This is a genomic window from Kribbella sp. NPDC055071 (genome assembly GCF_053608045.1).
Map to the genome: position 1 here is coordinate 75,443 of NZ_JBSGUS010000017.1, position 23,538 is coordinate 98,980.

Consider the following 23,538-nt stretch of genomic DNA (forward strand, 5'->3'; position numbering starts at 1 on the left):
ACGGACGCGTCCAAGTCGCCCACCGGCACTTCGACCACGCCGTCAGCTTCTGACACGAGTCTGCCGGCGACACCGCCCTTGACCCCGTCGGTTGGGACGCTGCCGCCTGCGACGCCGCCGGCTGGGACCGTGAGCCCCCCGTCCAGTTCCCCGTTCCCGACGGCGAAGGACGGGCAGAACTACAAGTCCTGCAACGACGGCAAGTGCGAGGTCCTGATTCGCAAGGCGGCCAACTTCACCCTCCAGGGCAAGAAGATCCGCGCCACCGTCGTGAAGGGCACGTTGAAGCTGACGTTCGCCACCGGCTACGTGAGCATGAGCGGCACCGGGTTCAGTAGCTGGAGCGATGGCGGTCCGACCCACAGCGCAACCCTCAAGGCGGCGGATGGCGACACCGCCATTCTCATTCTGACGACTGGCTAGCGGTCCGAGCCAGGAAGTCCTCGTACTGCGACCACACGCGACGCCACAGCTGGTCGTGCTGCGCCGCGTCCAGGTGGGTCAGCGGGAGCAAAAAGACATCCGCGAGTACGGCGAAGTAGTCCGCCTGTGTCTCGATGATCGAGTTGTCGATCCGGTCGGCGTACGTCTCCGTCAGGCCCACCGAACGCAGTACGGCCATCGACGTCGGTCGGCGGCGGAACGCGGATGCCACCCGACGGAACGGGGAAGCCGGGCTGGTCGAGAGATTCGCGTGCTGCTCGGCGAAGGCATCCAGTCCGACCCGCGCGGCTTCGAAGTCCATGCCGATCAGGCTGCTGCGGGGATCGTGATCCAGCCGCCAGCCATCGACCTTCTCGGACGGGCGCAACCTCAGGTCGAACGGCTCCTGGTACGCGGTGCCCTCCTCCAGCGGTAGCGGGCGCACCAGAGACTCGCCCAACCCGGCGTCGACCATCCACAGACGACCAGGGTCCTCAACCAGCCCGCTGACCGTAAGAACCATGTGGCTGGCGTCGACGTCGCCGGCACGGTTGGGCGTCTGCGCGCCGCCGCGATGCATGTTCACCCGATAGCCGAGCTGGGTGAGCAGGAGCGAGAACGCCCCGTTCAGCTGGAAGCAGTAGCCGCCGGCCTCGCGCGCGATGATCCGCTGCGCCGACTCCTCCGGTTCGAGCGGACCACCAGGAGTCAGCTGGTACTGCACGGTCTCGTAGGGCACCTGGTCGACGAACGCCTCGTGCAGCTGGGACAACCCCTCCAGGCTAGGCGGACCGTCGTACGAACTGATCCCGATCCGTCGCAGAAACGCCTCAGTCTCCATCGGCCTAGGCTAAGCGACGTGATCCAGGTACTCGACGGAGCTGCAGCGCTCGAGGTTGCGCCCGAGCTGGGCGGCGTGTTCTTCGCGGCCTTCTCCGCTCCCGGCTACAACGACGAGAACGCCGACGCCGAGCGGTTCGCCACCGAGCAGCTGCCGACGCACGCCCCGCGCGACGACTTCAGGCTCGTTTCAGCCACTGTGGACGGGAGGATCGTCGGGTTCGCCTACGGGTTCACCGGGTGGCCTGGACAGTGGTGGTCGGACCGGGTTGCGGCCACGATCAGCCCGGAGTTGGCAGCGGAGTGGATCGGCGGGCACTTCGAGGTCGTCGAGCTCGCCGTGGTGCCAGACGCACAAGGGCGTGGGCTCGGGACCGCATTGATGGAGGCGCTGATGTCGGGCTTGCCGCATCGTCGGGCGCTGCTGACGACGTACGTCGATGACCGTACGGCACCAAGGCTGTACCGCCGGTTGGGGTGGCAGGTTCTCGTGGCTGATCTCGGGTGGGGTTCGGCGCTCTACGGACTGGACAGGGGAGTGCCCACCGGTCAATGACCTGGCAGGGTAGGGCCTATGACTTCTGAGCGGATCTATGTCGGGGGCTACACCACCCAGCCGGGCGGCGGGGACGGGATCGGGTTCGGTCCGGTGGATGGCGTCGAGTTGGCGGCGACGCTCGCGGACCCGTCGTTCCTGGTCCGGTCCGCGGACGGGCGGTTCCTGTACGCCACCGAGGAGGGGGACGAGGGCCAGGTTGCGGCGTTCGCGATCCACTCGGACGGCGGGTTGCAGTTCCTCAACAGCCAGCCAACTGGTGGCGCCGCTCCCTGTCACCTGGACATCGACCCGTCCGGGAGGTACTTGCTCTCGGCCAACTACACCTCGGGTTCCGTGGCGATCCACCCGATCGGTGCGGACGGCTCGCTCGGTACGGCGACCCAGTTCCTGCAGCGTGCGGGCACCGGGCCGAACGCGGATCGCCAGGAGGGACCGCACGCTCACCAGATCGCGTTCGATCCGGCCGGTGCGTACGTGTTCGACATCGATCTGGGCTCCGACACGGTCTACTCGTCGACGCTGACCGAGGACGGCCAGTTGGAGGAGGTCGACCGGCTGCACATCCATCCGGGTGCTGGGCCACGACACATGGTGTTCCACCCCGAGGTGGGCGCGGCGTACGTGATCAACGAGCTGGACTCGACACTGAGCGTGTGCGGCTACGCGGACGGGAAGCTGCAGATCGCACAGACCGTGTCGACCCGGCCGGCCGACGCGCCGGGTGAGAACTACCCGGCCGAGCTGCTGATCTCGGCCGACGGCCGGTACCTGTACGGGTCGAACCGCGGCGACAACTCGATCGCGGTCTTCTCGACCTCGTCCGACGGACTGTCGGTCGAGCTGGTGCAGACCATCGGCTCCGGTGGCGACTGGCCGCGACACCTTGCCTTCAGCAACGACGGCACCCAGCTGTACGCCGCGAACGAACGCTCCGACGGGATCGCGACCTTCACCATCACCGACGGCCGCCTCACCCAGGAAGGCGATCCGGCCACCTGGCCGAAGCCGACCTGCGTCGTACCGGCCTGACGACAGCCGGACCTGCACCACTCACCAACCGCGAGGAACTCGCAGACGGCACGCTCAGCGTGTGCCGACCGCGAGCAGGTCGCGGAGGTTGGTAAGTGGCGCAGGTCCGCCTCAGACGAGCTTTTCGAAGAAGAACTCGTGCTTGAGGAACGAGACGTCGTACTCGTGCCCCGGCTGCGGCGGCAGCAGTTGCGCAGCCTGGAACAGACGCCACCCGTCCTTCAGCGCGTCAAGACCGGTCGCGTACGGCGGCTCGTCGCTGTCACCCGTGGTCGGGTGGGACTCACCGGTTCCGTCGTACGTCGACCATCCGACCACGCGTGCGTCGAGTGCGGACGAGGCCAGGTACAGGACGAGGACCTGCTGGCGGACCGTCGTCTGCGGGGCTTCAACGGAGGCGGTCATGCGATCTCCTTCTTCGCGTGCGGGTTGAGGCTGCGCTGGGCGATGACGCGCTGCGGGCGGTTCGAGACCCGCGTGACCCAGTACTCCGGGTCGTAGGTGTCGTCGCCGGTCAGTGCCTGCCACAGCTTGATCCGGTTGTACTTCTCCAGCCGGCCGGTCGCGTTCTCGTACCAGGGGAACGACTGGTCCAGCTCGCGCGCGACCTCGTCGTCGTACAGGTCCTCGAGGTCCCACAGCCGGACCTGACGCACCGTCGGGTTGAAGCGGATCTTGAACATGTAGCGGTCGATGGTGCTGTCGTTCTTGCGGCCGCCGTGCCAGATGCCGTGGTGCAGGAACTGGACGGTGCCGGCCGGGCAGACGAGCCGGGTCTGGCCGAGCAGGTTCTGGTAGCGGCCGGTGTCGGACTCGTTGGTCTTGCGCAGGTGGCTGCCGGGGACGCTCAGCGTGCCGCCCATCTCGAGCGTGACGTCCTGCGGGTAGTACATGAGCTGGACGTCGAACGCGTCCGGCCGTACGTCGATGATCGCGTCGCCGTGCAGGTTCTGCGCCTCACCCTCGTTGGCCTTGCGGATGTGCACGGCGTGGTGGTCGACGGTCGGCTCGGGGCCGACCAGGCTGTGGATCGCGCCGGCGACCTCGGGCAGCTGCACCAGCCGCTCGACGAATTCGCTCTCCACGAAGGCCTCCGACAACGGCGTCCCGTACGGAACCGCCGGGATGCCGGCCTTCAGGACCTCGATCGCCTGCTGGTTCATCTCGTCCGGAACGACGGCGTCCATCCGGAGAGCTCCGGTGGCCACGAAATGCGCCATCTGAACCGAGGTGAGCAGGTTCTTGCGATGCGGATGGGGCATGAGTCTCCCTCTCGGGGTAGTGGTTACTACTCCTCCAGGCTAGGTGGGTTCCACGTTGGAATGCGTGGGTTGTGATCACCACTAGTGGTAATTTCTCCCCATGCTCTCGTTGCATCTGGCGCAGCCGCCGGAGGTGGTGAACGTCGGCGCCGGGATCCACGGCGTCCGGCGGCCGCGGGATGTGTTCCGGCTGCCGGACCTGTGGCAGCTGCACCTGTACAACTACTCGGCCGAGCTGACGCTTCTCGGTACGACGTACCCGGTCGCGCCGGGGTATGTGTCGCTGACACCGGCCGGGGAGCAGGTGCAGTTTGACTACCGGGGCCGATCTGAACACCTGTACGTGCACTTCCGGCCTCGCGTCACGGGCGAGCCGTCTTCCGTCCCCGTCGTACAGGACGCCGGCGCGGCTGCGCCCGTACTGTCCGGTCTGCTGCGGTCGGCGCTCGAGGCGTCGCCGTCAGGATCGGCTCGGACGACCGCCGAGGTGTGGGCCGCGCTCTGGCGGATCGTCGAGCTGACCGCAGCCACCCCGGAGACCGGTCACCCGGCGGTCGCGACCGCGATCGCCTACATCGAGGCCAACCTCGCCCAGCCGCTGGCCGTTCCGGCGCTGGCACGGGTCGGTGGGGTCTCGCACAATCACCTCACTCGGCTGTTCCACCTCGAGACCGGCGGGACGGTGATCGCCTACATCCGCAGTCGCCGGATGGCCCGGGCCCGCCACCTGCTCGTCGCGTCCACGCTCTCGATCCCGGCGGTGGCTGCCTCGGTCGGCATCCCCGACCTGCAGGCCTTCAACAAAACCTGCCACCGGGAACTGGGCGCCTCACCCCGGGCGATCCGTAACGCGGTGGCCGGTCCGGCGACGCCGGGCTGACGACTCCGAGCATCGGCCGATCGCGGTGTGTGCCTCGAACCCTACGTCTGGATGCGGCACGCCTAGGCGGAGTGGGTGCGGGGGAACACGGTCGCGACGGCCGCGGTACGGCTGGTGACGCCGAGCCGTTCGTAGATGTTCTCCAGGTGCTTCCGAACGGTGCCTTCGGCAACGAACAGCCGATGGGCGATCTGGGTGTTGCTGTGCCCGTCCGCCACCAGGCGGAGCAGCTGCAACTGCCGGCTGGTGAGGTCGGGAATCCCGGCCCGACGGCGCTCGTGGGCGCGATGGACCTCGATGATGTGGGGGCGGAGCATCGCCAGCAGCAAACGCTCCCGTTCGGTGAAGTCGTGCCCGGACTGGCGGAACAGCAGCAGCCGGCGATCCTCCGCGCCCCGGGGTGGCAGCGGAAGGACGAGCTCATCGCGTATTCCGTTCAGCCGCAGCCACGCGTCGACGACGGCGGGCTTCCGCCCCGGGTAGTAGTCCGACAGCTTCCAGGCCGTGGTGTAGTCGCCGGTGAGCTGTGGTCGGCAGCAGGCTTCACCGTCCCAGTAGCACTGCCAGAACAGGTCCTCCCAACCGTCATCGAGCCCGGGCTCCGGCTCGGCGCGGCCCTCCTCGAGATCGACGAACTCACGGTCCAGCGGACGGCATCGCTGGAAGGAGATGTCCTCGGCCGGCACGAGATCGGCGAGCGCCCGCAGGAGGGCACGCGGGAACAGCTCCTGAGGATCGGCGTCCCGGCCCCGGTCGACGACATCGAGCAGTTGGCGCAGGTCCCGTTCGGTGACGGTCAATTGCCTCGTCATGACGTACCCCTCCCACTTCAGGCTAGGCCCGCTTCGGGGGTTTGCGAATACGTCGAACGTCGTATGGCCGGGGCCGATCGACCGCTGTGAGGGTGGACTGCGTCTCTCGAAGGGGGAAGGGTCTCATGAAACTGCTGTCTCGTTCTGCTGCTGTGCTTGCCGCTGGAGCTTTGGCGCTGGCGGGTCTCACCTCGCCGTCGGTCGCTTCCGGAACTGATGCCCGGCCGGTGCTCGACTGGAGTGCCTATGCGACGCAGGCGATTGTCGCTGGGCGTCCACCGGCCAGTTCCGAGGTGTTGCTGGGGATCGTGCACATCGCGATCGCGGATACGGTGGCTGGTTTGGGATACGGCCGACCGTTCAAGTTCGCCGTACGTCCCGATCGGCAAGCGTCTGCCGCAGCTGCGATCGCCACCGCGACGTACGACGTACTGCGGGCTCGCGTACCGGCGTCTGGGCTGGAGAGTACGTACGCGGACTATCTGGCCGGTGTGCCGGATGGTCGCGCGAAGACGCATGGGATCGCGTTGGGGCGGTCGGTGGCGGCCGCCGTACTCGCATGGCGCGCGGGAGACGGGCTGGGCAACGTCGTCGGTTATGTGCAGAGTCCTGCTGGGCCAGGGGTGTGGGAGCCGACGCTGCCGACGCCACCCGTGGACATCGTGCTCACGCAGGTCACGCCGCTGGCACTGCGCTACCGAGCACAGTTCCGCCCGGACGGTCCGGACCCGCTGACGAGCAAGCGCTATGCCCGGGACGTCGCAGAGGTCGCCGCAGTCGGCCGGCTGGACAGTACGACGCGGACCGCTCAGCAGACCGAGACGGCTCGATTCTGGGCTGAGCAAACCGCGCAGCAGTGGAGTCGGGTGTTCCTCCGGCTGGCGGCTGACCGGCACCTTTCGCTGTCCGCGGCGGCGCAGATGCTTGTACTCGCCCACGTGTCGGCCGGAGATGCAGTCATCGCGTGCTGGGATGCCAAGTTCCACTACCGGTCCTGGCGGCCGGTCCACGCGATCCAGCGTGCCGACACCGACGGCAACCCGAGTACGCAGGCAGACACCACTTGGCAGTCGCTACTGAACGTCAACCACCCGGAGTACCCGTCCGGTCATGCGTGCTTCACCGCTGCGGCGACCGGGGCGCTGAAGGCGTTCTTCCATACTGCTGAGGTGCCGCTGACCATCAGTAGTCAGGTCACGGGGACGACCCGCGAGTACGCGAACCTGGCCGCCGTACGCGGTGACGTTCGGGAGGCTCGAATCCTGGCCGGGCTGCACTTCCGCCATTCCATGCTGGACGGTGAGGCCCTGGGCACTCAGGTGGCTGGGTGGATCGCAGCCCGCCACTAGGTGGTTGCTAGCCGGCTCCGACCGCTAGCGGCGCCAGTCCGTGTTCGAGGATGCCTTTGACCACGGACAGGGCGTAGGCGTTGTGGGGGCCGGTGATGACCTGGTCGGACCAGCCGACGACGTCTTCGCGGGCCCGGACGTGGCGGTAGTACTGAACGGCTTCGTGGTCGAGAGTGTGCGGGCCGTAGCCGGTCAGGAACGCCTCCGTCTCGGCCGGCGTGCTGGGGCCGACGTCACCCATGCCGCCCAGCATGAACATGAGGTCTTGCTCACGGGGAGCGAGGAGTACGTCGTCCCAGTCGATCAGGTGCAGCTGGTCAGCTACGAGGACGTTGCCGAGGTGCGGGTCGCCATGGCACACCACTCTCGGACCGACCGGCTCAGGCGGGGTCATAGTGAGCAAAGTGGTGATGGTGTCGTCGTACTGCGCCCAGACTGCGGCCAGGTTCTCTTCAAGCTCGGTCTCGGGAGCGGTCAGACGCTGTTGCAGCTGGTCGACAGTCTTCGAGACCCGTGCGTCGATCGGGATGTGCTTCGGGAGGGCGTCCCGCAGCCGGTGCGGTAGCTCCGCCTCATGCACTCGCCGGAGGAGTGCGCCGTACGACGTCCACTGCTCGACCGTGAGTCCGGTGTCGGCCGCGCGTACGCCGTCAATCCACGGAGTGACCGTCAGTCGCTTCTTCTTCGCGTGGAACGTCCACAGTCCGCCCTCTGTGGTCCGGATCAGCTCCGGGACTTCTTTGAGCCCGCAGTCCGCCAGAAACGCCGCGACCTGATGCCCTGTGTTGGTGCCGGCGCCACTCCATTTCACGGCGTACGTGTTGGTCGCTGTACCGGCCTTCCAGACCTGCGCAGAGATGTCTGCGCCGTGGGCGACCGGTGAGAGCTCCACCACATCCAACCCGAAGTCCTCGAGCAACCAGCGCCGCAGCAGTGTGTCTCCCACGCCCGCCAGCATGCCCGGCAACCGGCCGCCTACGCGAGCTGATTACCGGGCCGGACGACCTGTCCGACGTCAAGCTGCTGGTCACCGCGCGACCGCGGTCAGCGGTAGTTGACGAACTGGACCGCGAACTCGAGGTCCTGGCCCTTGATCAGGGCCTGAACGGCCTGCAGGTCGTCGCGGCTCTTGCTGGTGACGCGGAGCTCGTCGCCCTGGATCTGCGCCTTGACGCCCTTCGGGCCCTCGTCGCGGATCAGTTTTGACAGCTTCTTCGCGTTCTCCTGGGTGATCCCGGCGTCGATGGTGGCGTTGATCTTGTAGATCTTCCCGGACAACTTGGGCTCGTCCGCCTCGAGTCCCTTGAGTGAGATCTGCCGCTTGACCAGCTTGTCCTTGAACACGTCGAGGACGGCGCTCACCCGCTCCTCGGTGTTGGCCTGCATGTCGATCGACTCACCGGACCACTTGATCTCCGCGTCCACGTTCTTGAAGTCGAACCGCTGGCTGATCTCCTTCGCCGCCTGGTTCACGGCGTTGTCCACCTCCTGACGGTCGACCTTGTTCACGATGTCGAAGGAGGACTCCGAAGCCATGGGCAGTTCCTTTCCGATTTGCTGTCAGGGGCACCCTCTGTTGTATCGTCTCCCACGCCGGTTCACGAACCAGCACCACCCTGGCGGGTTGCCCGAGCGGCCAAAGGGAGCAGACTGTAAATCTGTCGGCTTATGCCTACGCAGGTTCGAACCCTGCACCCGCCACAGGGCACAAGAGAGCCCCTGACCTGCGAAAACGCAGCTCAGGGGCTCTTTTCACGCGACATACGACGGGAGCGCACATGGCTGGGCAGTTCGGACTCGTAGTCCGCTTCACCCTGAAGGAAGGCGCCGCGGCGTCGTTCGACGCGCTCGTAGCCGAGACGCTGATCGGGATCAGATCGTCAGAGCCCGGCACCCTCATCTACGTGAACCACGGCGTCGACGGCGAACCGAACCAACGCATCTTCTACGAGCTGTACCGCGACCGCGCCGCCTTCGACGAGCACGAGCGCCAACCCCACACCCGCAACTTCCTGACAAATCGCGACGCCCTCGTCGACCACGTCGAGGTCACCCGGCTAACCACCCTCGACGGCAAAGGCCACACCCAGACGTAATTGCCAGACACCGACCACGAATCCGTCGCCGACCCGACCGAATCAGCGGAGATCAAGGAAAGTGGCGGGGTGCCTGGCGGGCGCGGCGCGTAGGTGCGGCCGGTCGGTGGTCGGCGGGTGAGGAGTGCAGCGACTCACCGCATGCGAGGGTCCAGTGCTGCCGAGGACCAGTCACTGAGTGAGCGGTCCTCCAGCCCCGGGTGTGGGTGCCTTGCGTGCTCGCTGGTTGGTTCGAGTCGTGGATTGTGGCGTGGTGGGGTGTGTCTGGCCGACCACGATCCACGACTCGATGCCGGCACGTACTCCGACCCGCCGACCACCACCGGCCCGCCCAGCCCAGCCAGGCACCCAGCACCCTCTCTATTTTCTTTTCCCTGCTCTTCTTCTCTGAGTTATGAATAACCATTAGTTGATGTCGAATTCGTTGTTTTCTGGGTCTTTCATGCCTACTGCGTAGTGGGCTAGGTCGTCGGGGCCGCTCAGGGGGCCGGTGATGGTGGCGCCCAGGGCTGCTAGGTGGGTGGCTTTGGCGTCTACTCGGGCTTTGCGGGTGGCCAGGGGTGTGGTGCGGTCGGTGATCGACGTGTCGCTGCTGGCGTGGATGTCTAGGTGTAGGCGGTTTTTGAGGGTTTTGGGGGTTGGCTCTTGGCGGAACCAGATGCGGGGGCCGGAGCCGGTGGGGTCGATGATGCTGTCAGGACCCATGCCGGATTCGGGGAGGCCTAGGTCTGCCCGCCAGGCGTCCCAGGTGGGGAAGCCGGTGGGTGGGGGCTCGAGGATGTAGTTCAGGGCTTCGGCCCAGAACTGGGCCAGGAGTTCGGGGTCCTGGGCGTCGATGACTAGTTGGTAGCGGACGGACATCGCGGCTCCCGGTGGCTCAGTTGGTTTCTGGACCCTAGGTATATCTGTGGCGACCGACAGTGGAAGGCCGCGACAATGGCCGGCGTGGATGAGGTTGAGGTCGTTGTTGCGCACAGCGAGCGGACGACCCTGCGCGTGGGGGACATGTTCCTGAAGGTCGATGCCGATCAGGAGCGGATCGACGTCGAGGCGCAGGCGATGGCGATGGTGCCGATTCCGACGCCGGAGGTCCTGTGGCGTAAGCCGCACGTGCTCGCGATCGCCGCGGTCCCGGGCCGGGCGCTCGGCGTGCTCGGTGAGCCGTCGCCTATGTCGTCGGAGGCGTGGGCCGCCGCGGGTGCCGCCGTACGGCGGTTGCATGATGCACCCCTGCCGCCCTGGAAGAGCAAGAGCGCCGACGCGATTGCACCGGACCTCGACAGAGAATGCGACTGGCTCATCGCGAACGGCGTACTCCCCGCCGACCTGGTCACGCGCAACCGCCAGATCGCCGAGACCGCGCTCCGCCCGTGGACCCCGGTGTTCACGCACGGAGACCTTCAGATCACCCACGTATTCGTCGCCGACGACAAGGTCACCGGCGTGATCGACTGGTCCGAGGCGAGCCAGGGTGACGCGATGTTCGACCTCGCCACCTTGACGCTCGGGCATGAGGAGCGCCTCGACGATCTGCTGGTCGGGTACGGCGACGACGTCGACCGAGACGTGATTCGTGCCTGGTGGTCGCTGCGGAGCCTGCGCGCGGCCCGCTGGCTGATCGAGCACGGCTTCGACCCGAACTCCCCAGGCTGCGAGTTCGACGTACTGCGAGCCGCACTCTAGAAGCTACGGATGTCAGTTCCTGCAAACCAGCTGTAACGCGCGTTGGAGCACCCGGCGATCTGCCAGGATCGCCGGGTGGCTGGATTACGAGAGCGGTGGAACGACGTCCTTCCGGATGCGGGACCGTTGGCGGACGACTTGGCCTCCCGGTATACCGGGCCGAGCCGGAACGCCTACCGGGACCTGTATCTCGAGACCGTCCTGACCGCCCTGAAAGAGCTGGATCAGCTCAGCACGGATCCGACCGCGGTGGAGCTGGCAGCGTGGTTCCACCGGGCCGTCCACGAACGCGGGAACACACCGGCGGAGGACGCTGAGGCCTCAGCGCGGTTGGCCGAGGACGTCCTGCCTGGGTACGACGTAACCGCGGCGCGCACCGAAGAGGTCGCCCGACTCGTCCGCCTGACCGGTGGGCTCGGCGAGCTCAAGGACAAGGACCCGAACGGCGCCGTACTCCTCGATGCGGTCAACGCCGTCCTGGCCGACCGGCGCTACCAAACCCACTCCGCACAGGTCCGCCGCGACGCGGGGACAGCTGAGTCCGAAACCAGACGCCGGTACGACGAGATCCGAACACTCCTGAACGCACCCATCTACCGAACCGGTCTCGGCCGCGACAGGTTCGAGGACCGCGCCCGGACCAACCTCGAGACCGAGCTCACGACCTTGGAGGGACTGATCCCGGCGCCGTGGGCCGGCTGGCAACGAGCCGCGTTGATCGTCTGCGCCGTACTGATCGCCCTGAGCGCGTTCCTCGCGGCGTTCGGAGCGACTCGACAGCCGTGGCGGGTCCCGGCGTACAGCGAGGACGCTGTCTGGCCGGCCGTAGTGCTGGCTGTGCTGGCGTTGGCCGCCGTACCGGTCGTCTATCGGTACTCGCGCCGGCCCACTCGCGCGGCCCGGACCGTTGCCGGCGTCATGATCGCGGTCGGCGTGATTGGCATAGTCGCGGTGTGGATCAAAAGCCCGGAGACCACTGAGGGTTCTGGCATCGGTGCCCGCGTCCCACTGCTGGTCATCTCGTCGGCGCTGCTGATCGTGGCCGGTGTCGCGTGCGTTGCCGCCTCCCGGCAACGGCCGCGCCCGCGGAATCGTGGTCAACTGCTGGCCGGCGCCGGAGTGGCCGTAGTGATCGTGCTGGCCCTGTTCTTCGTGATCGACCCGCTGGAGCGGACGTTCCTGCTCGCCGCGAACGAGCACCTGGAAGGACAGCATCCGCCCGCGGCCCAGAACGTCCGCTCGGAGCTGACCGGTGCGGAGGCCTGGAGCGTGCCGGCTGGAAACGCCGGCGACAGTCTCCGGGATATGGCGGCCACCAACTCCGGCATTGCCGTCTCCCGCCAGACCGGGACGATCGAGATGCTCGACCCGGCCTCTGGGCAGGTGCGCTGGCGCTACACGCGATCGGACTCGAACGAGCACCCGCGGCTCTACGTCATCGACGGTGGTCGGTCGCTGCTCGCCGACTTCGACGATCTCGGGTACTTCGTGCTCGCGGCCGACACCGGGCGGCGTACGGCGGCGTGGGGGGATGGGACCAAGGACTACTTCGTCGACAACCGGGATCCGCTCGTCACCGGCCGGAGTGTGAGCAAGGGCTCGGACAAGGTGTTCGGCATGGACACCGACGGCTCGAGCCGCTGGACGTACGCGCCCGGGACCTGCACCGACATCTCCGCGGCGGCGACGGCGGATGCGGTCGTCGTCGGTCTCAGCCACAGCTGTGGAACCGCAGGCAGCGAGCTGGTCGGCCTGAACGTGAAGGAGGGCAAGCAACTCTGGCGCCACCCCGAGTCGGCCGGCAATCTGACCGCGGTCGGCGGTTCGGTCGTCGGCATCGTGCCCGACCCGGGCACCTCTGGCACGCAGGGCACCCTGATCGGGATCGAGCCGCGATCCGGTGAGATCAAGTGGCGCCAGCCGCTGCCGAAGACCGGGACGTGCCCACCGACGATCGAGACGGCCGACAACCTCGTCGTACTGATGAGCTGTGAGTCGCCGACCCGGACCGGCACGACCGCGTTCGACGCGTCCACCGGTCGACAGGTGTGGTCGGCGACGACACCCGTGCCTTACGGTCAGGCGTACGGCGTGACGAGTGACGGTCGGGTGGTGTTCGGGGATGACGCGGCCGACGGCTGTCGGCTCACCACGGTCGGTGCCCACCCGGCCACGCAGCTGGCGAAGGGTGTGCAGTGCGACCGCGGCGTCGTGGCCGCCGGCAACCTGGTCCTCGCCGTCGGCGACCGTACGATCGTTGCCCTTCGCTGATGAAAGGTGGAGGGGGAGTCCGGGAATAGGGTTCGGGCGGGGGCCGGTTGGTGTTGGTGGCAGTGTTTGGTCTGAACTAGGAGAGCGATGAAACCCACCGAGTTTGTGACGGTGAACGGGCAGTTCTGGGCGGAGCACCTGAAGGGGGTGGCTGAGCACCTGCCGGTGAGTCATGGGCGGGAGCTGGCGGGGCCGATGCTGTTCCCGCGGCTGATGGTGCTGACCGAGACGCCGGACTGGAACATTCTCGAGTTGGTCGGCGTGAGCCGCGAGTACCGGACGCTGGAGGTCCGGCGCGAGAAGCTGCCGTCCGTCGAGGCGTACTTCGGACTCGGCAAGGGCTCGCCCGTGGTCACGCTGCCGGGGGAGAACCTGTTCCAGGACGCGACGATCGCCACCCAGGCCGGCCGTGGCGAGCTGGACGCGCGATTCCCGGCCGCGGCGAAGATGCTCGGACAGGAGTTCACCGGTGCCGGCGACCAGTTGCTGGCGTTTGCGCCGGGCAACTACTCGACGTTCGAGCGCACGCTGCTCGTGCACACCGCCGGAGACTCGATCCGCCTGCACTGGACGTTCTTCGCGATCGCGATCCACCGCTCGGAGCCCGCGGACAAGTACCTGGACTTCCTCCGGAACTTCTCCAACGCCCGGCCGCACCTCGACCCGATGGGCACGCTCGCCGTGCCCGCGCCCGATCTGACCGGCGCCGCGTTCGCGAGCACGTACCTCGCGCACGGCCTGCAGGACGGGACCGTCGACCAGTTCCTCACCGAGAACGAGAGCATCCTGCTGTCGGCGTTCGACGCCACCAAGCTGATTCGCCAGCCGGATCTGCAGGACGGCCTCCAGCCCGACTTCATCCTGGAGCGAGCCGACGGCAGCCACATCGTCGGCCAGCTGCAGCTGCCGGTGCTCGACACCACGAACGGCAAGAAGCGCCGTCGCGCCTTCAAGGCGCCCGTGCGCGAGGGATCCGCGCAGCTCGCCCGGTACGCGGACTACTTCAAGGACGCCGAGAACCGCACGTTCGCGCAGACCAAGTACGGCGTCGACGTCACCGACCCGCGCAAACTCCTGATCATCCCGACCCAGGAGACCGTGACCGCCGACGAATTCACCGAAGCCGGCGTCGAGATCGTCGACTACGACACCCTCCTCCGCCTCCACCTCGCGGCCGGCGCGTAGGACACCTGACGACCTGCGCCGCCCTCCCGCGACCGACCGTCAGCGTTGGCTGAGGATCGCCTGCAACGCAGCGATGACGGTACGGCGGGTGCTGGCGGGCAGGTCGTCCGTGAGGGTCTCGATCCGGGCGACGACCGCGTCGTGGGCCTGGTGGGCCAGGGCTCGGCCTGCCGGAGTGAGCTCGATCTGGCAGGCGCGACGATCGGCGGGGTTGGCGATACGCGCCACAAGGTCACGCCGTTCGAGGCGGTCGACCATGCTGGTCAGGCTGGAGCGCTCGATGCTCAGGATCCGGCTGAGCTCGGTCATGCCGAGCGGACCGTCGAGCACAACACAGAGCAGGTGGGCCTGCTGCGGGGTCAGTCCGAGCGGCCGACTGGCCTCAGCGTGGACGTCCTGGAGCAGGTGCATGGCCTGGACCAGAGCGCTCGCCAGCTCCTGACCCTGGCTGGTCCTTTCCCGCGTTGTCGTCGCCATGCCCCCATAGTAGTCCGGCCCTCGAATAGTTTATGTGCCTAATAGTTCGTAGTGCTACTGTTTAGGCCTACGAACTATCTGGGGAGACTGCTCATGACTGTGAAGTTCGGATACGGCTCGCCGGATCACCTCCGCGACGTCGACGCCCTGCTGCGGCTGGCCGAGCAGGCCGACCGCGACGGGCTGGACCACGTCAGCCTGTCGGACCATCCGTACGTCGCCGGCGTGCTCGACGGGTACGCCGCGATCGCCTTCATCCTCGGCCGGACCGCGCGGTTGTCGGCGTTCGTCAACGTGACCAACCTGCCGTTGCGCCCGGCCCCGATGCTCGCGCGGACGGCGTCCTCGCTGTCGGCCTTGTCCGGTGGGCGGTTCGTCCTCGGACTCGGCGCCGGCGGTGCGTGGGACAGCATCACCACGATGGGCGTGCCGATGCAGCGGCCGGGCGACGCGGTCGAGGCGTTCGAGGAGGCGATGCAACTCGTCCACGCGATGTCCGACGGCGGCCACCCAGCCCCGACCAAGCACTACCCGATCGGCGCGCTCAAGCCGGCGCCCGTGGCCGCGCCGCTCATCTGGACCGGCTCGAACGGCCCGAAGTCGCTGGCCGCGACCGGTCGGCACGCGGACGGCTGGATCCCCGGTAAGGCCTCGGACTGGCTGAGCGAGCGCTATCGGACGTCGCGCCCGATCATTGACGAGGCCGCACTAGCCGTCGGCCGTAAACCTTCGGACGTCGCGACCATCTACAACTTCCCGGGTGTCATCACCGCCACGGCGGAACGACGTACTCGCGATGAGGACGGCCGGTGGATCGGCGGCTCCCCGGCCCAATGGGTCGAAGAGCTCACCGACGCCGTTCTCAACCACAATGCGGCCGGCTTCACGCTCTTCCCGCGCGGATCAGCGCCGTACGACGTCCAGGTGTCCCGCTGGTCGCAAGAGATCGTCCCGGCGGTCCGAGCGGCCATCTGATCGTGGCGATCTAGTCCAGAGCGGCGAGCTCACCGGGTGACAGCTCGAGCGCGCCAGCGGCGACGTTCTCCTCCAGGTGAGCAGGGTCGCCGGTGCCCGGGATCGCGAGCACATTGGGCCCTTGATGAAGCGTCCACGCCAGCCGGACCTGCGCAGGCATCACCCCGCGAGCCGTCGCGATCGCCTCCACCGCAACCGAGTGATCGGTCACGGCACCCGCTTCCCGCGACGACCCCGCGATCGCGAAGAACGGCACGTAGGCGATCCCGCGCTCACCCAGATACCTGATCAACGCGTCCTCGTCCCGACGCATATCGATCGCGTAGCCGTTCTGGACGCAGACAACCGGCGCGATCGCGAGCGCCTCGTCCACGTGGTCGAGGCGCACGTTCGACACCCCGAGTTGCTTGATCAACCCGGCATCCCGCAGCTCGGTGAGCCAGCCGAAGCGTTCGGTGATCGAGTCTTCGCCCGGCTGCTTCATGATGCGTAGGTTGACCACATCGAGCGCATCGACGCCGAGCTGCCGCAGGTTGGTCTCGACCTGCGCCCGCAGCTCGGCGGGCGTCGTCGCGTTGTAGAAGCCGCGCTCGGGATCCTCGCCCGGCCCGACCTTGGTCGTGATGACCAGACCTTCCGGGTACGGCGCCAAGGCCTCGCGGATCAACTCGTTCGCATACCGCTTCGGCCCCTCGCCGCCCTGCAGCGTCCCGCCCGGCGTCGCGTAGAAGGCCGCCGTGTCGATGTGGTTGACGCCGAGCTCGACCGCCCGCCGCAGCACCCGGATCGCGACCGAGCGATCGGGGTTCGCGGTGATGCGCATCGCGCCGAACCCCATCCGGTTGACCGTGACGTCGCCCAGCTTCCACACGCCTGCATCCGTCATTCTTCGACCGCTCCCTGTACCGCGCGCAGATGCTGCCGGAACGTCAGCGTCGGATCCGCTGCCCGCGCGGCCAGGAAGTCCGCGAACCTGACCTGCTGCCGGAACGTCCGTCCGGCCCTGATCTCGTCGGCTTGCCGGTGCTCGGTGTCACGGATGGACTCCGCGAGCGTGAACAGCTCGTCGACCCTGTCGGCGGGGATGAAGATCGCGCCGTCGTCATCGACGAGTACGACGTCGTCGCGGGTGACTGTCCACTCGCCGATCGTTGCCGTGGACAACGCGTCGGCCGGCTGGGGGTCGAGGCGCAGCGGCCCGGTCGGTAGCGCGCCGAGGCTGAAGACGGGCAGTCCCACCGCCGTGATGTCGACGGTGTCGCGGTGCAGTCCCCAGATCACGATGCCGGCGAGGCCGGCCGCTTGGGCCTCGAGGGAAACCGTGTCGCCGACGCACGCCTCGTCGCGGCGAGCGCCGTTGTCGACGACCAGTACGTCGCCCTCGGTCGCGGACTCGAAGGCCTCCAGGAAGATGTCGACACTGCCCACATGCTGAACCGGCAGCACCCGTCCCGCGACCCGGCTGTTCGCCCGATCCACCGCCGTCACGGACACCGTGTGTACCGGCACTTCGCTCCGACGGCACGCATCAGCCACCTGCGCCGTCGTCAACCCCGCGAACCGTTCCAGCATCCCAGCCCCTCTCGATCGCTTCTCGTCTAGAACCTTAGGTCAGGAAGGCAACGAGCTCGTCGAGGGATGGCTCCGTGCTGGTGTCCACCGTCAGCGCGGGCACCGGGAGATCGACCGGCTGGAACGCGTTGTGGGTCCGCAGTCGTGCCTCGTCGCTGATCTGCGCGTCCTCATGGGCGGTCCGGCGCGGGTCGTTCGTCGTACGGGCGTTGATCCGGGCCAGCGCCACCTCGGCCGGGGCCGTGCAGTGCAGGATGCGGACGTCGGCGCGGCCGAGGAGCGGAGCCAGACCCGGGTTCCAGAGGCGGTCCTGGAAGGCGGCTTCGGCGACGACCGTCGTACCGCGGCCGATCAGCAGGCCGATCACATCGAAGAACGTCGAGAGTGTCCGCATCGTGAGCGGATCACCCGGCCCGGCGACGAATCCCGGGGTCGCGTGGGCCATCCCTTCCTTGATCTCGTCCCGGCAGATCGCCGGGCAGCCGATCGCGGCCGCGACCCGGTGCGCCAGCGTGGTCTTCCCTGTCCCCGGGGGGCCGCTCACCACGACCAGCATTGGTTTCGACTGCACGCCCCGCACCCTAGCGATGCATCCGGTCAGATCTCCAACGAACGTAAAACATGCGTTCAGGAACTGTCGGTGGCCCCGCTTAGCCTCATATTTGGATCAGGTAGGGGGTGGTGGGATGACGACGTACTCGGCGGTGCGTACGACGGGGATCTATTGCCGGCCGGGCTGCGGTGCCAAGCCGCTGGCGGAGAACGTGCAGACGTTCGAGTTGCCCGCGGCCGCGGAGGCGGCCGGGTTTCGCGCGTGCCTGCGCTGCCGGCCGTACCGGGTGGCCGGGACGGTCGCGGACGAGGCGCCCGAGCTGGTCTGCCGTGCGGTGCAGCTGATCATCGCCGGCGTGCTGGACGAGTCGGGTGAGGCGGCGCTCGGTGTGCAGTTGGGCCTGTCGGCGCGGCATCTGCGCCGGATGTTCAACGAGCATCTGGGCGTCACACCGGATCAGTTCGCCCGCTCGAGACGGGCGCATTTCGCGCGCCGGCTCCTCGACGACTCCGACCTCGGGATCGCGGAGATCGCGTTCGCGGCCGGGTTCGGGAGCCTGCGGCAGTTCAATCGTGCGATGCGGGAGATCTTCCGGGCCAGTCCGCGCGAGTTGCGGGATCGGCGCCGCAAGAGCGATCGCCTGATCGCCGACGGAGGTCTCGTGCTGCGGTTGCCCTACACCCCGCCGTACGACTGGGAGGCGATGAGCGGCTTCCTCGCCGAGCATGCGATCCCCGGCGTCGAGTCGGTCTCGCTCGACGGTGTGTATCGCCGGACGATCTCGCTGGACGGTGAGCCAGGCATGCTGGAGATCGGTCCCGGCGGCGACGACTACCTGTTGTTGCGCGCCCACCTGCCGTTCTGGGAGGGAGTCATCCATGTCGCCGACCGGGCCGCCTGCCTGGTCGGCGTTGAGTGCGAGCCCATCCTCGCCCGAGCACTTCTCTCCGAGGATCCACAGCTCGGCCCACTGATCGCGTCTCGACCCGGCGTCCGCGTGCCGGGTGCCTGGGGCCCGTTCGAGACCGCCGTCGAGGCCGTCGTGCGGGATCGGTACGACGGAGCCGATGCGGACGACGCGCTCCGCAAGCTCGTCGAGGTCTACGGACCCGCGGTCCCCGGCCTCGGTCACGGCCTCACTCACGCGTTCCCGGCGCCGGAGCTGTTGACCGCTGACGAGCTCATCGGCCCGCTGGCCGAGGAAGTTGCTGCTGGCAACATTTTACTTGCCTGCGGTGCGGACACGGACGAGCTGGTCGCATCGCTCGCCGGGATTCCCAACGTCAGCACCAAAGCCGCACACCAGGTGGCGTTGCGGCTTGGTGCTCGTGACGCTTGGCCCTTCGCCGGCGAGTCCGAGCACCTGCGACCTTGGCGCTCGCTCGCGGCCGTTCACTTGCTGCTGAGCGCCTCGTAGGTGCCGGTGCTCAGCAGCTCCTGCGTCGCGGCCGTCGCCAAGGCATAAGCGGCGCCGGTGATCGCCGGGCCGATGCTGATCCGCGTCACGCCGAGTTTGACGAGCTCCGCGACAGTCGGCGCACCCGGCCCCACCATCACGTTCAGCGGGAGCGGCGAGTCCTCGACGAGCTGAGCGATCGTGTCCGCGTCGACCACGGCCGGTACGAAGAGGACGTCCGCACCGGCTTCGGCGTACGCCGCCATCCGCTCGACCGTCCCGGATCCGTCGCCGAACATGTACGTGTCGATCCTGGCGTTGATCACCAGGTCGATCCCCGCCGCCTCGGCCGCTCGGCGAGCAGCCGCGATTCGGGCCGCGTGGACCGCGGTCTCGTCGAGGACGTGCGCCGTACTGTCCTCGAGGTTGATGCCGACGACGCCGGCCTCGATGGCCTCGGTGACCGTTGCCGCCACATCGTCGTACCCGGCCTCGATGTCGGCCGTGACCGGGATCGACACCGCAGCACAGATCGAGCGGATGGCCGCAATGGCCGTCGTACGCGTCAGGCCGCCGCCGTCGGCAACCCCTGCTGCCCACGCGACCCCGGCGCTCGTGGTTGCGATTGCCGCGGCGCCGCCCGACTCGATCGCGCGGGCCGAGCCGGCGTCCCACGCGTTCGGCAATACCAGCGGCGGCTGTGCGTGCAATGCCCGCAACTGCTGAGCCAACTCCGCCTGCGTGCTCACAGGCTCACCAGCAGTTCGTGGTCGTGCTCGACGAACTCCACGATCAGATCCGCGAACTGACCGGCGATCAGCTCCTTGTACGCCGCCGACCCGGTGTGCTCGTCGTACGCGGCCTGGTTCGCGAAGTGCTCGACGAACAGCAGGTAGTCCGGGTTCGCCGGGTGGCGGTACACGCGGAACGACAGCGTGCCCTCCTCGACGCCCGGACCCCGCGGCGCGAACTCCCGCACGAGCTCCTCGGCCGCCGCCTGGTTGCCGTCCTTCAACTTGATCGGAAACACCTTTGCCAACATCTCTGCATCCTCCTGGGGGTTTGTTCGAAGCCCCTCAAGATTCGCCCGAACCCCTACCTCAGGTCTGGCCATATTCGGTCACGTCCGCGCGCGCAGTCGCGCGGGCAGCTCCGGCAGGTCGAGCCACTCCGCGAGGAACCGGGCCCGGTCCGCGTACGCCGCGACGTCGTTGATCACGTGCCCGGTGTCGTACCAGCGCAGCTCCTTCGGCTCGCTGCCGGCCGCGAAGAACTTCTCGCAGTTCTCCCGGCTCACATTCGGGTCGAACCACGCCGACTGGAACAGCAACGCCGCCGGCGCCGCGTCCCCGACGAAGTGCCAGGAGTCGTACGGCTCCATCAGCGCGAGCAACGGCTCGTACTGCTCCGGCGTCATCGAGTCCCGCAGCTTCTTGATCTCCGGGTACGGCGTCTCGCGGTAGTGGATGCTGAGACCGGACAACCCGGAGTCGAACACGAAGCACCGGAAGCGCTTGTCGATGCCACTCACGGTCGCGGCCGTCATCGCGCCGAACGAGTGCCCGACACAACCGAGCCGGTCCGCGCCGTACGACTGCAGCAGGTCCGCGCCCCGGCGGATCGCGAAGATCGACGCGCGGAGGTTGCGGACGGCGTCATCGGTCGAGGCGATTCCCAGCGTGAGTGCGATCCCGCCGGCCTCCGCGACCTGGATCGCCTCCGGCAGGAACGCCTCCCGCCCGCCGGTCGAGTGCTGATAGATCACTCCGGCCAGTTGGTCGGCCGCTTCCAGTAGCGATCCGGACGGGACGACGAGGTAGGCGCTGACGCGGTCGCCTTCGGCGTTGTCGTACCCGCAGTCGGCGATCAGGATGTCGCCGCGCTCGGCGAGCACGTCGACGGTTGGGTGCAGCTCCTGGCCGGAGTCGTAGTCGAGCATGTCATCAGGGATAGAAGCTCTTGCCCCCGGCAACCAGTGCGTCTTGCTATATAAGACGATATGTCTCATTGGTCAAGATCTTGAGTTAGCGTAGGGAGTGTCGGAGAGGGCAAAGGAGCCTGGGATGAAGAACGTGTACACGCACGGCCACCATGAATCGGTGCTGCGCTCGCACAGCTGGCGCACCGCGGAGAACTCGGCCGAGTACCTGATTCCGCATCTTCGTCCGGGGATGTCGCTGCTCGACGTCGGAGCCGGACCCGGCACCATCACCGCCGATCTGGCCCGGTTGGTCGAGCCCGGTCCGACGACCGCGCTGGAAGCGAACGAGGCCGCGCTCGACATCACCAGGGCCACGTTCGCGAAGCTCGACGTACAGGTCGAGTTCGTCGTTGGTGATGTCCATGCGCTGGAGATCCCGGACGACACGTACGACGTCGTACATGCGCATCAGGTGCTGCAGCATGTCGCGGATCCGGTGCAGGCGCTGCGCGAGATGCGGCGGGTGTGCAAGCCCGGCGGGATCGTCGCGGTCCGGGACTCCGACTATCACGGCTTCGTCTGGTATCCGCAGCTGCCGGAGCTGGACGAATGGATGGCGCTCTACCAGCGGATGGCCCGCGCGAACGGCGGCGAGCCGGACGCCGGCCGGCGGTTGCTGTCGTGGGCCCTCGAGGCCGGCTTCGAACAGGTCGACGCAACCGCGACCAACTGGAACTTCACCACCCCCGACGACCGCGCCTTCTGGGGCGGCATGTGGGCCGACCGAATCCTGAAGTCCGCCCTGGCCGACCAGTCCCGCGCCGCCGGCGTCCCAGAACAAACCCTCACCGCAATCTCCGAAGCCTGGCAAACCTGGGCCGCCCGCCCCGACGCCTGGCTAGCCATCCTCCACGGCGAACTAATCTGCACCGCCTAACAACAAGAGGACGCTGGGTGCTTGGCTGGAGTCGGCGTCATGGTGGCGGCCGAGTGGTGGTTGAACCGACGATCGTGCCGAGGTCGCGCACCAGACTGTGTTCAGCTGACTGACGCCCTCGGCTCGGCAGGCGAGCATTCAAAGCAGCCGCACCCCGACCTCCAGGCCATCACAATCGTCGCCCACCAAGCGCTGCTCTTCGCCACGTCGTTCACTGCGATCAATGTCTGTGGCCTCATGCAGCTGACGCTAGGCCGCGCGCGGCTAACGCGTCTTGGACGAATGGGAGCGTTGGCGGGAGATTTCGTAGAGGGCTGCGGTGGCGGCGTTGGCTGCGTTGAGGGAGCTGGCTGAGCCGGTGATCGGGATGCGGACCAGCTGGTCGGCGGACTCTTTCCAGGCGGTGCTCAGGCCGTTCGTCTCGTTGCCGATCAGGAGGAGGGTGGGCTGGGTGAAGTCGTAGTCGAAGACGTCGACGGAGCCGTGCTCGTCGGTGCCCACCACGACGACGGGTACGGCGGAACGGCGTACCCAGTCCAGCACTTCGCGATGCGACGGCGCCCGTACGGCGGGGACCGCGAACAGCGACCCGGTGGTCGCGCGGACCGCCTTCGGATCGTAGATGTCGGCCGCATGCCCGGTCACGATCAGACCGTGGGCGCCGAACGCGTCCGCGGACCGGATGATCGACCCGACATTCCCGGGTCCGGTCGGCCGGTCGAAGACCACCCCGAGGAACTCCGGTCCGACCGGGATGCGACCCAGGTCGTCGGCCGGCATCTCCATCACCGCGACGACCTCGGGCTCGTCCTTCTCGCCGAGCTCGGCCAGCAACTCCGGCTCCATCGCGATCCGCTCCACACCGGGCAACCGCTGCAGCAACTCCTGCGCCCAGCGCGACAGCGGCCTGGACGCATCGGTGATGATCGCCCGCACCGGCCAACCGTTGTCCACGGCAACCGAAATCGGACGGACCCCCTGGACCAGGAACTCGCCGGCCCGCTGCCGCTTGGTCCGATTGGTCAGGTACGACTGCCACACCTGAAACCGGGCGTTCCGAGCCGAGATCCGTTGCACGCCACCACACTAAGGGTCAGTGTGCGCGGCGCCGGCGTCGAGCCCGGCGACGGATCCGGGCCAGTCCCCACAGGATCAGCGCGGGCAGCCAGAGCACCACCAGCCATGGCGCAGCACCTGCGTCAAGGTAACCGGAGCGAGCAACCAACGGCAGACGTCCGGGCAACCATCCGGTGTCGCACCTCATTGACCCGGGTGGGTGGAGTGTCTAGGTTCTATCCGGAAAACGTATTCCGGAGTG

At 67.8% G+C, this 23,538-nt stretch carries 27 protein-coding genes and 1 tRNA gene; 13 read left to right on the forward strand and 15 right to left on the reverse strand.

All coding sequences use genetic code 11. The features are described from left to right. The first annotated feature begins 129 nt into the window (after nt 1-129). The gene (locus ACWF4Z_RS26665) at nt 130-423 is read left to right on the forward strand and encodes a hypothetical protein (RefSeq protein WP_452245883.1); all 294 of its coding nucleotides are present in this window, start codon (nt 130-132) and stop codon (nt 421-423) included. Here the strand turns inward: ACWF4Z_RS26665 and ACWF4Z_RS26670 are convergent. After that, a complete protein-coding gene (locus tag ACWF4Z_RS26670; protein WP_452245884.1) occupies nt 404-1,264 on the reverse strand; it encodes an arylamine N-acetyltransferase family protein in 861 nt (286 codons plus the stop codon). The genes ACWF4Z_RS26665 and ACWF4Z_RS26670 overlap by 20 nt on opposite strands. An 18-nt stretch (nt 1,265-1,282) precedes the next feature. Here ACWF4Z_RS26670 and ACWF4Z_RS26675 point away from each other — a divergent pair, with 18 nt between their 5' ends. Then, entirely contained in the window at nt 1,283-1,819 is a 537-nt protein-coding gene (locus tag ACWF4Z_RS26675) for a GNAT family N-acetyltransferase (RefSeq protein WP_452245885.1), read from the forward strand. A gap of 18 nt (nt 1,820-1,837) precedes the next feature. Further along, nucleotides 1,838-2,851, forward strand: coding sequence for a lactonase family protein (locus ACWF4Z_RS26680; protein WP_452245886.1), 1,014 nt, complete (start codon nt 1,838-1,840; stop codon nt 2,849-2,851). 111 nt (nt 2,852-2,962) lie between these two features. Here ACWF4Z_RS26680 and ACWF4Z_RS26685 read toward each other — a convergent pair whose 3' ends face one another. After that, a complete protein-coding gene (locus ACWF4Z_RS26685; RefSeq protein ID WP_452245887.1) occupies nt 2,963-3,256 on the reverse strand; it encodes a hypothetical protein in 294 nt (97 codons plus the stop codon). Beyond that, the gene (locus tag ACWF4Z_RS26690; RefSeq protein WP_452245888.1) at nt 3,253-4,113 is read right to left on the reverse strand and encodes a phytanoyl-CoA dioxygenase family protein; all 861 of its coding nucleotides are present in this window, start codon (nt 4,111-4,113) and stop codon (nt 3,253-3,255) included. The genes ACWF4Z_RS26685 and ACWF4Z_RS26690 overlap by 4 nt, the downstream gene beginning before the upstream one ends. 100 nt (nt 4,114-4,213) lie before the next feature. On the opposite strand from ACWF4Z_RS26690, the gene ACWF4Z_RS26695 reads away from it, so the two are divergent. Continuing rightward, nucleotides 4,214-4,993: a helix-turn-helix domain-containing protein gene (locus ACWF4Z_RS26695; RefSeq protein WP_452245889.1), complete on the forward strand. Its 780-nt coding sequence runs from the start codon at nt 4,214-4,216 to the stop codon at nt 4,991-4,993. Nucleotides 4,994-5,055: 62 nt separating this feature from the next. Here ACWF4Z_RS26695 and ACWF4Z_RS26700 read toward each other — a convergent pair whose 3' ends face one another. Next, nucleotides 5,056-5,805 (reverse strand): helix-turn-helix domain-containing protein, encoded by a 750-nt coding sequence (locus ACWF4Z_RS26700; protein ID WP_452245890.1) that lies wholly within the window; start codon nt 5,803-5,805, stop codon nt 5,056-5,058. Between the two features lie 125 nt (nt 5,806-5,930). Between ACWF4Z_RS26700 and ACWF4Z_RS26705 the strand changes: the two genes are divergently transcribed. After that, complete coding sequence (locus ACWF4Z_RS26705; protein ID WP_452245891.1) at nt 5,931-7,154, forward strand: vanadium-dependent haloperoxidase; 1,224 nt, start codon at nt 5,931-5,933, stop codon at nt 7,152-7,154. Nucleotides 7,155-7,161: 7 nt separating this feature from the next. On the opposite strand, the gene ACWF4Z_RS26710 is transcribed toward ACWF4Z_RS26705, so the two are convergent. Both ACWF4Z_RS26710 and ACWF4Z_RS26715 read right to left on the reverse strand, forming a co-directional pair. Beyond that, nucleotides 7,162-8,100: a phosphotransferase enzyme family protein gene (locus ACWF4Z_RS26710; protein WP_452245892.1), complete on the reverse strand. Its 939-nt coding sequence runs from the start codon at nt 8,098-8,100 to the stop codon at nt 7,162-7,164. A 98-nt stretch (nt 8,101-8,198) separates the two neighbouring features. Next, nucleotides 8,199-8,690, reverse strand: a complete 492-nt coding sequence (locus ACWF4Z_RS26715) for a YajQ family cyclic di-GMP-binding protein (protein ID WP_452245893.1) — start codon at nt 8,688-8,690, stop codon at nt 8,199-8,201. Between the two features lie 82 nt (nt 8,691-8,772). On the opposite strand from ACWF4Z_RS26715, the gene ACWF4Z_RS26720 reads away from it, so the two are divergent. Further along, nucleotides 8,773-8,855 (forward strand) — tRNA-Tyr (locus tag ACWF4Z_RS26720). A gap of 77 nt (nt 8,856-8,932) precedes the next feature. Beyond that, entirely contained in the window at nt 8,933-9,250 is a 318-nt protein-coding gene (locus tag ACWF4Z_RS26725) for a putative quinol monooxygenase (RefSeq protein ID WP_452245894.1), read from the forward strand. Nucleotides 9,251-9,655: 405 nt separating this feature from the next. On the opposite strand, the gene ACWF4Z_RS26730 is transcribed toward ACWF4Z_RS26725, so the two are convergent. Next, nucleotides 9,656-10,111: a VOC family protein gene (locus ACWF4Z_RS26730; RefSeq protein WP_452245895.1), complete on the reverse strand. Its 456-nt coding sequence runs from the start codon at nt 10,109-10,111 to the stop codon at nt 9,656-9,658. An 84-nt stretch (nt 10,112-10,195) separates the two neighbouring features. Here ACWF4Z_RS26730 and ACWF4Z_RS26735 point away from each other — a divergent pair, with 84 nt between their 5' ends. From ACWF4Z_RS26735 to ACWF4Z_RS26745, 3 genes are all read left to right on the forward strand, one after another. Further along, on the forward strand, nt 10,196-10,933 hold the full coding sequence (locus tag ACWF4Z_RS26735; RefSeq protein ID WP_452245896.1) for a phosphotransferase family protein: 738 nt from the start codon (nt 10,196-10,198) through the stop codon (nt 10,931-10,933). Nucleotides 10,934-11,008: 75 nt separating this feature from the next. After that, a complete protein-coding gene (locus tag ACWF4Z_RS26740; RefSeq protein ID WP_452245897.1) occupies nt 11,009-13,204 on the forward strand; it encodes an outer membrane protein assembly factor BamB family protein in 2,196 nt (731 codons plus the stop codon). Nucleotides 13,205-13,291: 87 nt separating this feature from the next. Continuing rightward, nucleotides 13,292-14,389 carry a hypothetical protein gene (locus tag ACWF4Z_RS26745; protein WP_452245898.1) on the forward strand — a complete coding sequence of 366 codons (1,098 nt, stop codon included), beginning with the start codon at nt 13,292-13,294 and terminating at the stop codon, nt 14,387-14,389. 39 nt (nt 14,390-14,428) lie between these two features. On the opposite strand, the gene ACWF4Z_RS26750 is transcribed toward ACWF4Z_RS26745, so the two are convergent. Next, nucleotides 14,429-14,866, reverse strand: coding sequence for a MarR family winged helix-turn-helix transcriptional regulator (locus ACWF4Z_RS26750; protein WP_452245899.1), 438 nt, complete (start codon nt 14,864-14,866; stop codon nt 14,429-14,431). A gap of 93 nt (nt 14,867-14,959) precedes the next feature. Here ACWF4Z_RS26750 and ACWF4Z_RS26755 point away from each other — a divergent pair, with 93 nt between their 5' ends. Continuing rightward, nucleotides 14,960-15,841: an LLM class flavin-dependent oxidoreductase gene (locus tag ACWF4Z_RS26755; RefSeq protein ID WP_452245900.1), complete on the forward strand. Its 882-nt coding sequence runs from the start codon at nt 14,960-14,962 to the stop codon at nt 15,839-15,841. 10 nt (nt 15,842-15,851) lie between these two features. On the opposite strand, the gene ACWF4Z_RS26760 is transcribed toward ACWF4Z_RS26755, so the two are convergent. The 3 genes from ACWF4Z_RS26760 to ACWF4Z_RS26770 are packed head-to-tail and all read right to left on the reverse strand — an operon-like array spanning nt 15,852 to nt 17,984. Next, the gene (locus tag ACWF4Z_RS26760) at nt 15,852-16,727 is read right to left on the reverse strand and encodes an aldo/keto reductase (RefSeq protein WP_452245901.1); all 876 of its coding nucleotides are present in this window, start codon (nt 16,725-16,727) and stop codon (nt 15,852-15,854) included. After that, the gene (locus ACWF4Z_RS26765) at nt 16,724-17,413 is read right to left on the reverse strand and encodes an RraA family protein (RefSeq protein ID WP_452245902.1); all 690 of its coding nucleotides are present in this window, start codon (nt 17,411-17,413) and stop codon (nt 16,724-16,726) included. The genes ACWF4Z_RS26760 and ACWF4Z_RS26765 overlap by 4 nt, the downstream gene beginning before the upstream one ends. Before the next feature lie 34 nt (nt 17,414-17,447). Next, on the reverse strand, nt 17,448-17,984 hold the full coding sequence (locus ACWF4Z_RS26770; RefSeq protein ID WP_452245903.1) for an AAA family ATPase: 537 nt from the start codon (nt 17,982-17,984) through the stop codon (nt 17,448-17,450). A 115-nt stretch (nt 17,985-18,099) separates the two neighbouring features. On the opposite strand from ACWF4Z_RS26770, the gene ACWF4Z_RS26775 reads away from it, so the two are divergent. Beyond that, nucleotides 18,100-19,383, forward strand: coding sequence for an AlkA N-terminal domain-containing protein (locus ACWF4Z_RS26775; RefSeq protein WP_452245904.1), 1,284 nt, complete (start codon nt 18,100-18,102; stop codon nt 19,381-19,383). Here ACWF4Z_RS26775 and ACWF4Z_RS26780 read toward each other — a convergent pair. The 3 genes from ACWF4Z_RS26780 to ACWF4Z_RS26790 form a co-directional block, all read right to left on the reverse strand. Next, nucleotides 19,359-20,111, reverse strand: coding sequence for an isocitrate lyase/PEP mutase family protein (locus tag ACWF4Z_RS26780; RefSeq protein ID WP_452245905.1), 753 nt, complete (start codon nt 20,109-20,111; stop codon nt 19,359-19,361). The two genes, ACWF4Z_RS26775 and ACWF4Z_RS26780, sit on opposite strands and share 25 nt — an antisense overlap. Next, nucleotides 20,108-20,404 carry a putative quinol monooxygenase gene (locus tag ACWF4Z_RS26785; RefSeq protein ID WP_452245906.1) on the reverse strand — a complete coding sequence of 99 codons (297 nt, stop codon included), beginning with the start codon at nt 20,402-20,404 and terminating at the stop codon, nt 20,108-20,110. Before ACWF4Z_RS26785 ends, ACWF4Z_RS26780 begins: the two co-directional genes overlap by 4 nt. A gap of 78 nt (nt 20,405-20,482) precedes the next feature. Beyond that, complete coding sequence (locus ACWF4Z_RS26790) at nt 20,483-21,301, reverse strand: alpha/beta hydrolase family protein (RefSeq protein WP_452245907.1); 819 nt, start codon at nt 21,299-21,301, stop codon at nt 20,483-20,485. Nucleotides 21,302-21,425: 124 nt separating this feature from the next. On the opposite strand from ACWF4Z_RS26790, the gene ACWF4Z_RS26795 reads away from it, so the two are divergent. Beyond that, nucleotides 21,426-22,220 carry a methyltransferase domain-containing protein gene (locus ACWF4Z_RS26795; RefSeq protein ID WP_452245908.1) on the forward strand — a complete coding sequence of 265 codons (795 nt, stop codon included), beginning with the start codon at nt 21,426-21,428 and terminating at the stop codon, nt 22,218-22,220. Nucleotides 22,221-22,484: 264 nt separating this feature from the next. Here ACWF4Z_RS26795 and ACWF4Z_RS26800 read toward each other — a convergent pair whose 3' ends face one another. Further along, nucleotides 22,485-23,297: a TrmH family RNA methyltransferase gene (locus tag ACWF4Z_RS26800; protein ID WP_452245909.1), complete on the reverse strand. Its 813-nt coding sequence runs from the start codon at nt 23,295-23,297 to the stop codon at nt 22,485-22,487. Nucleotides 23,298-23,538 lie beyond the last annotated feature (241 nt).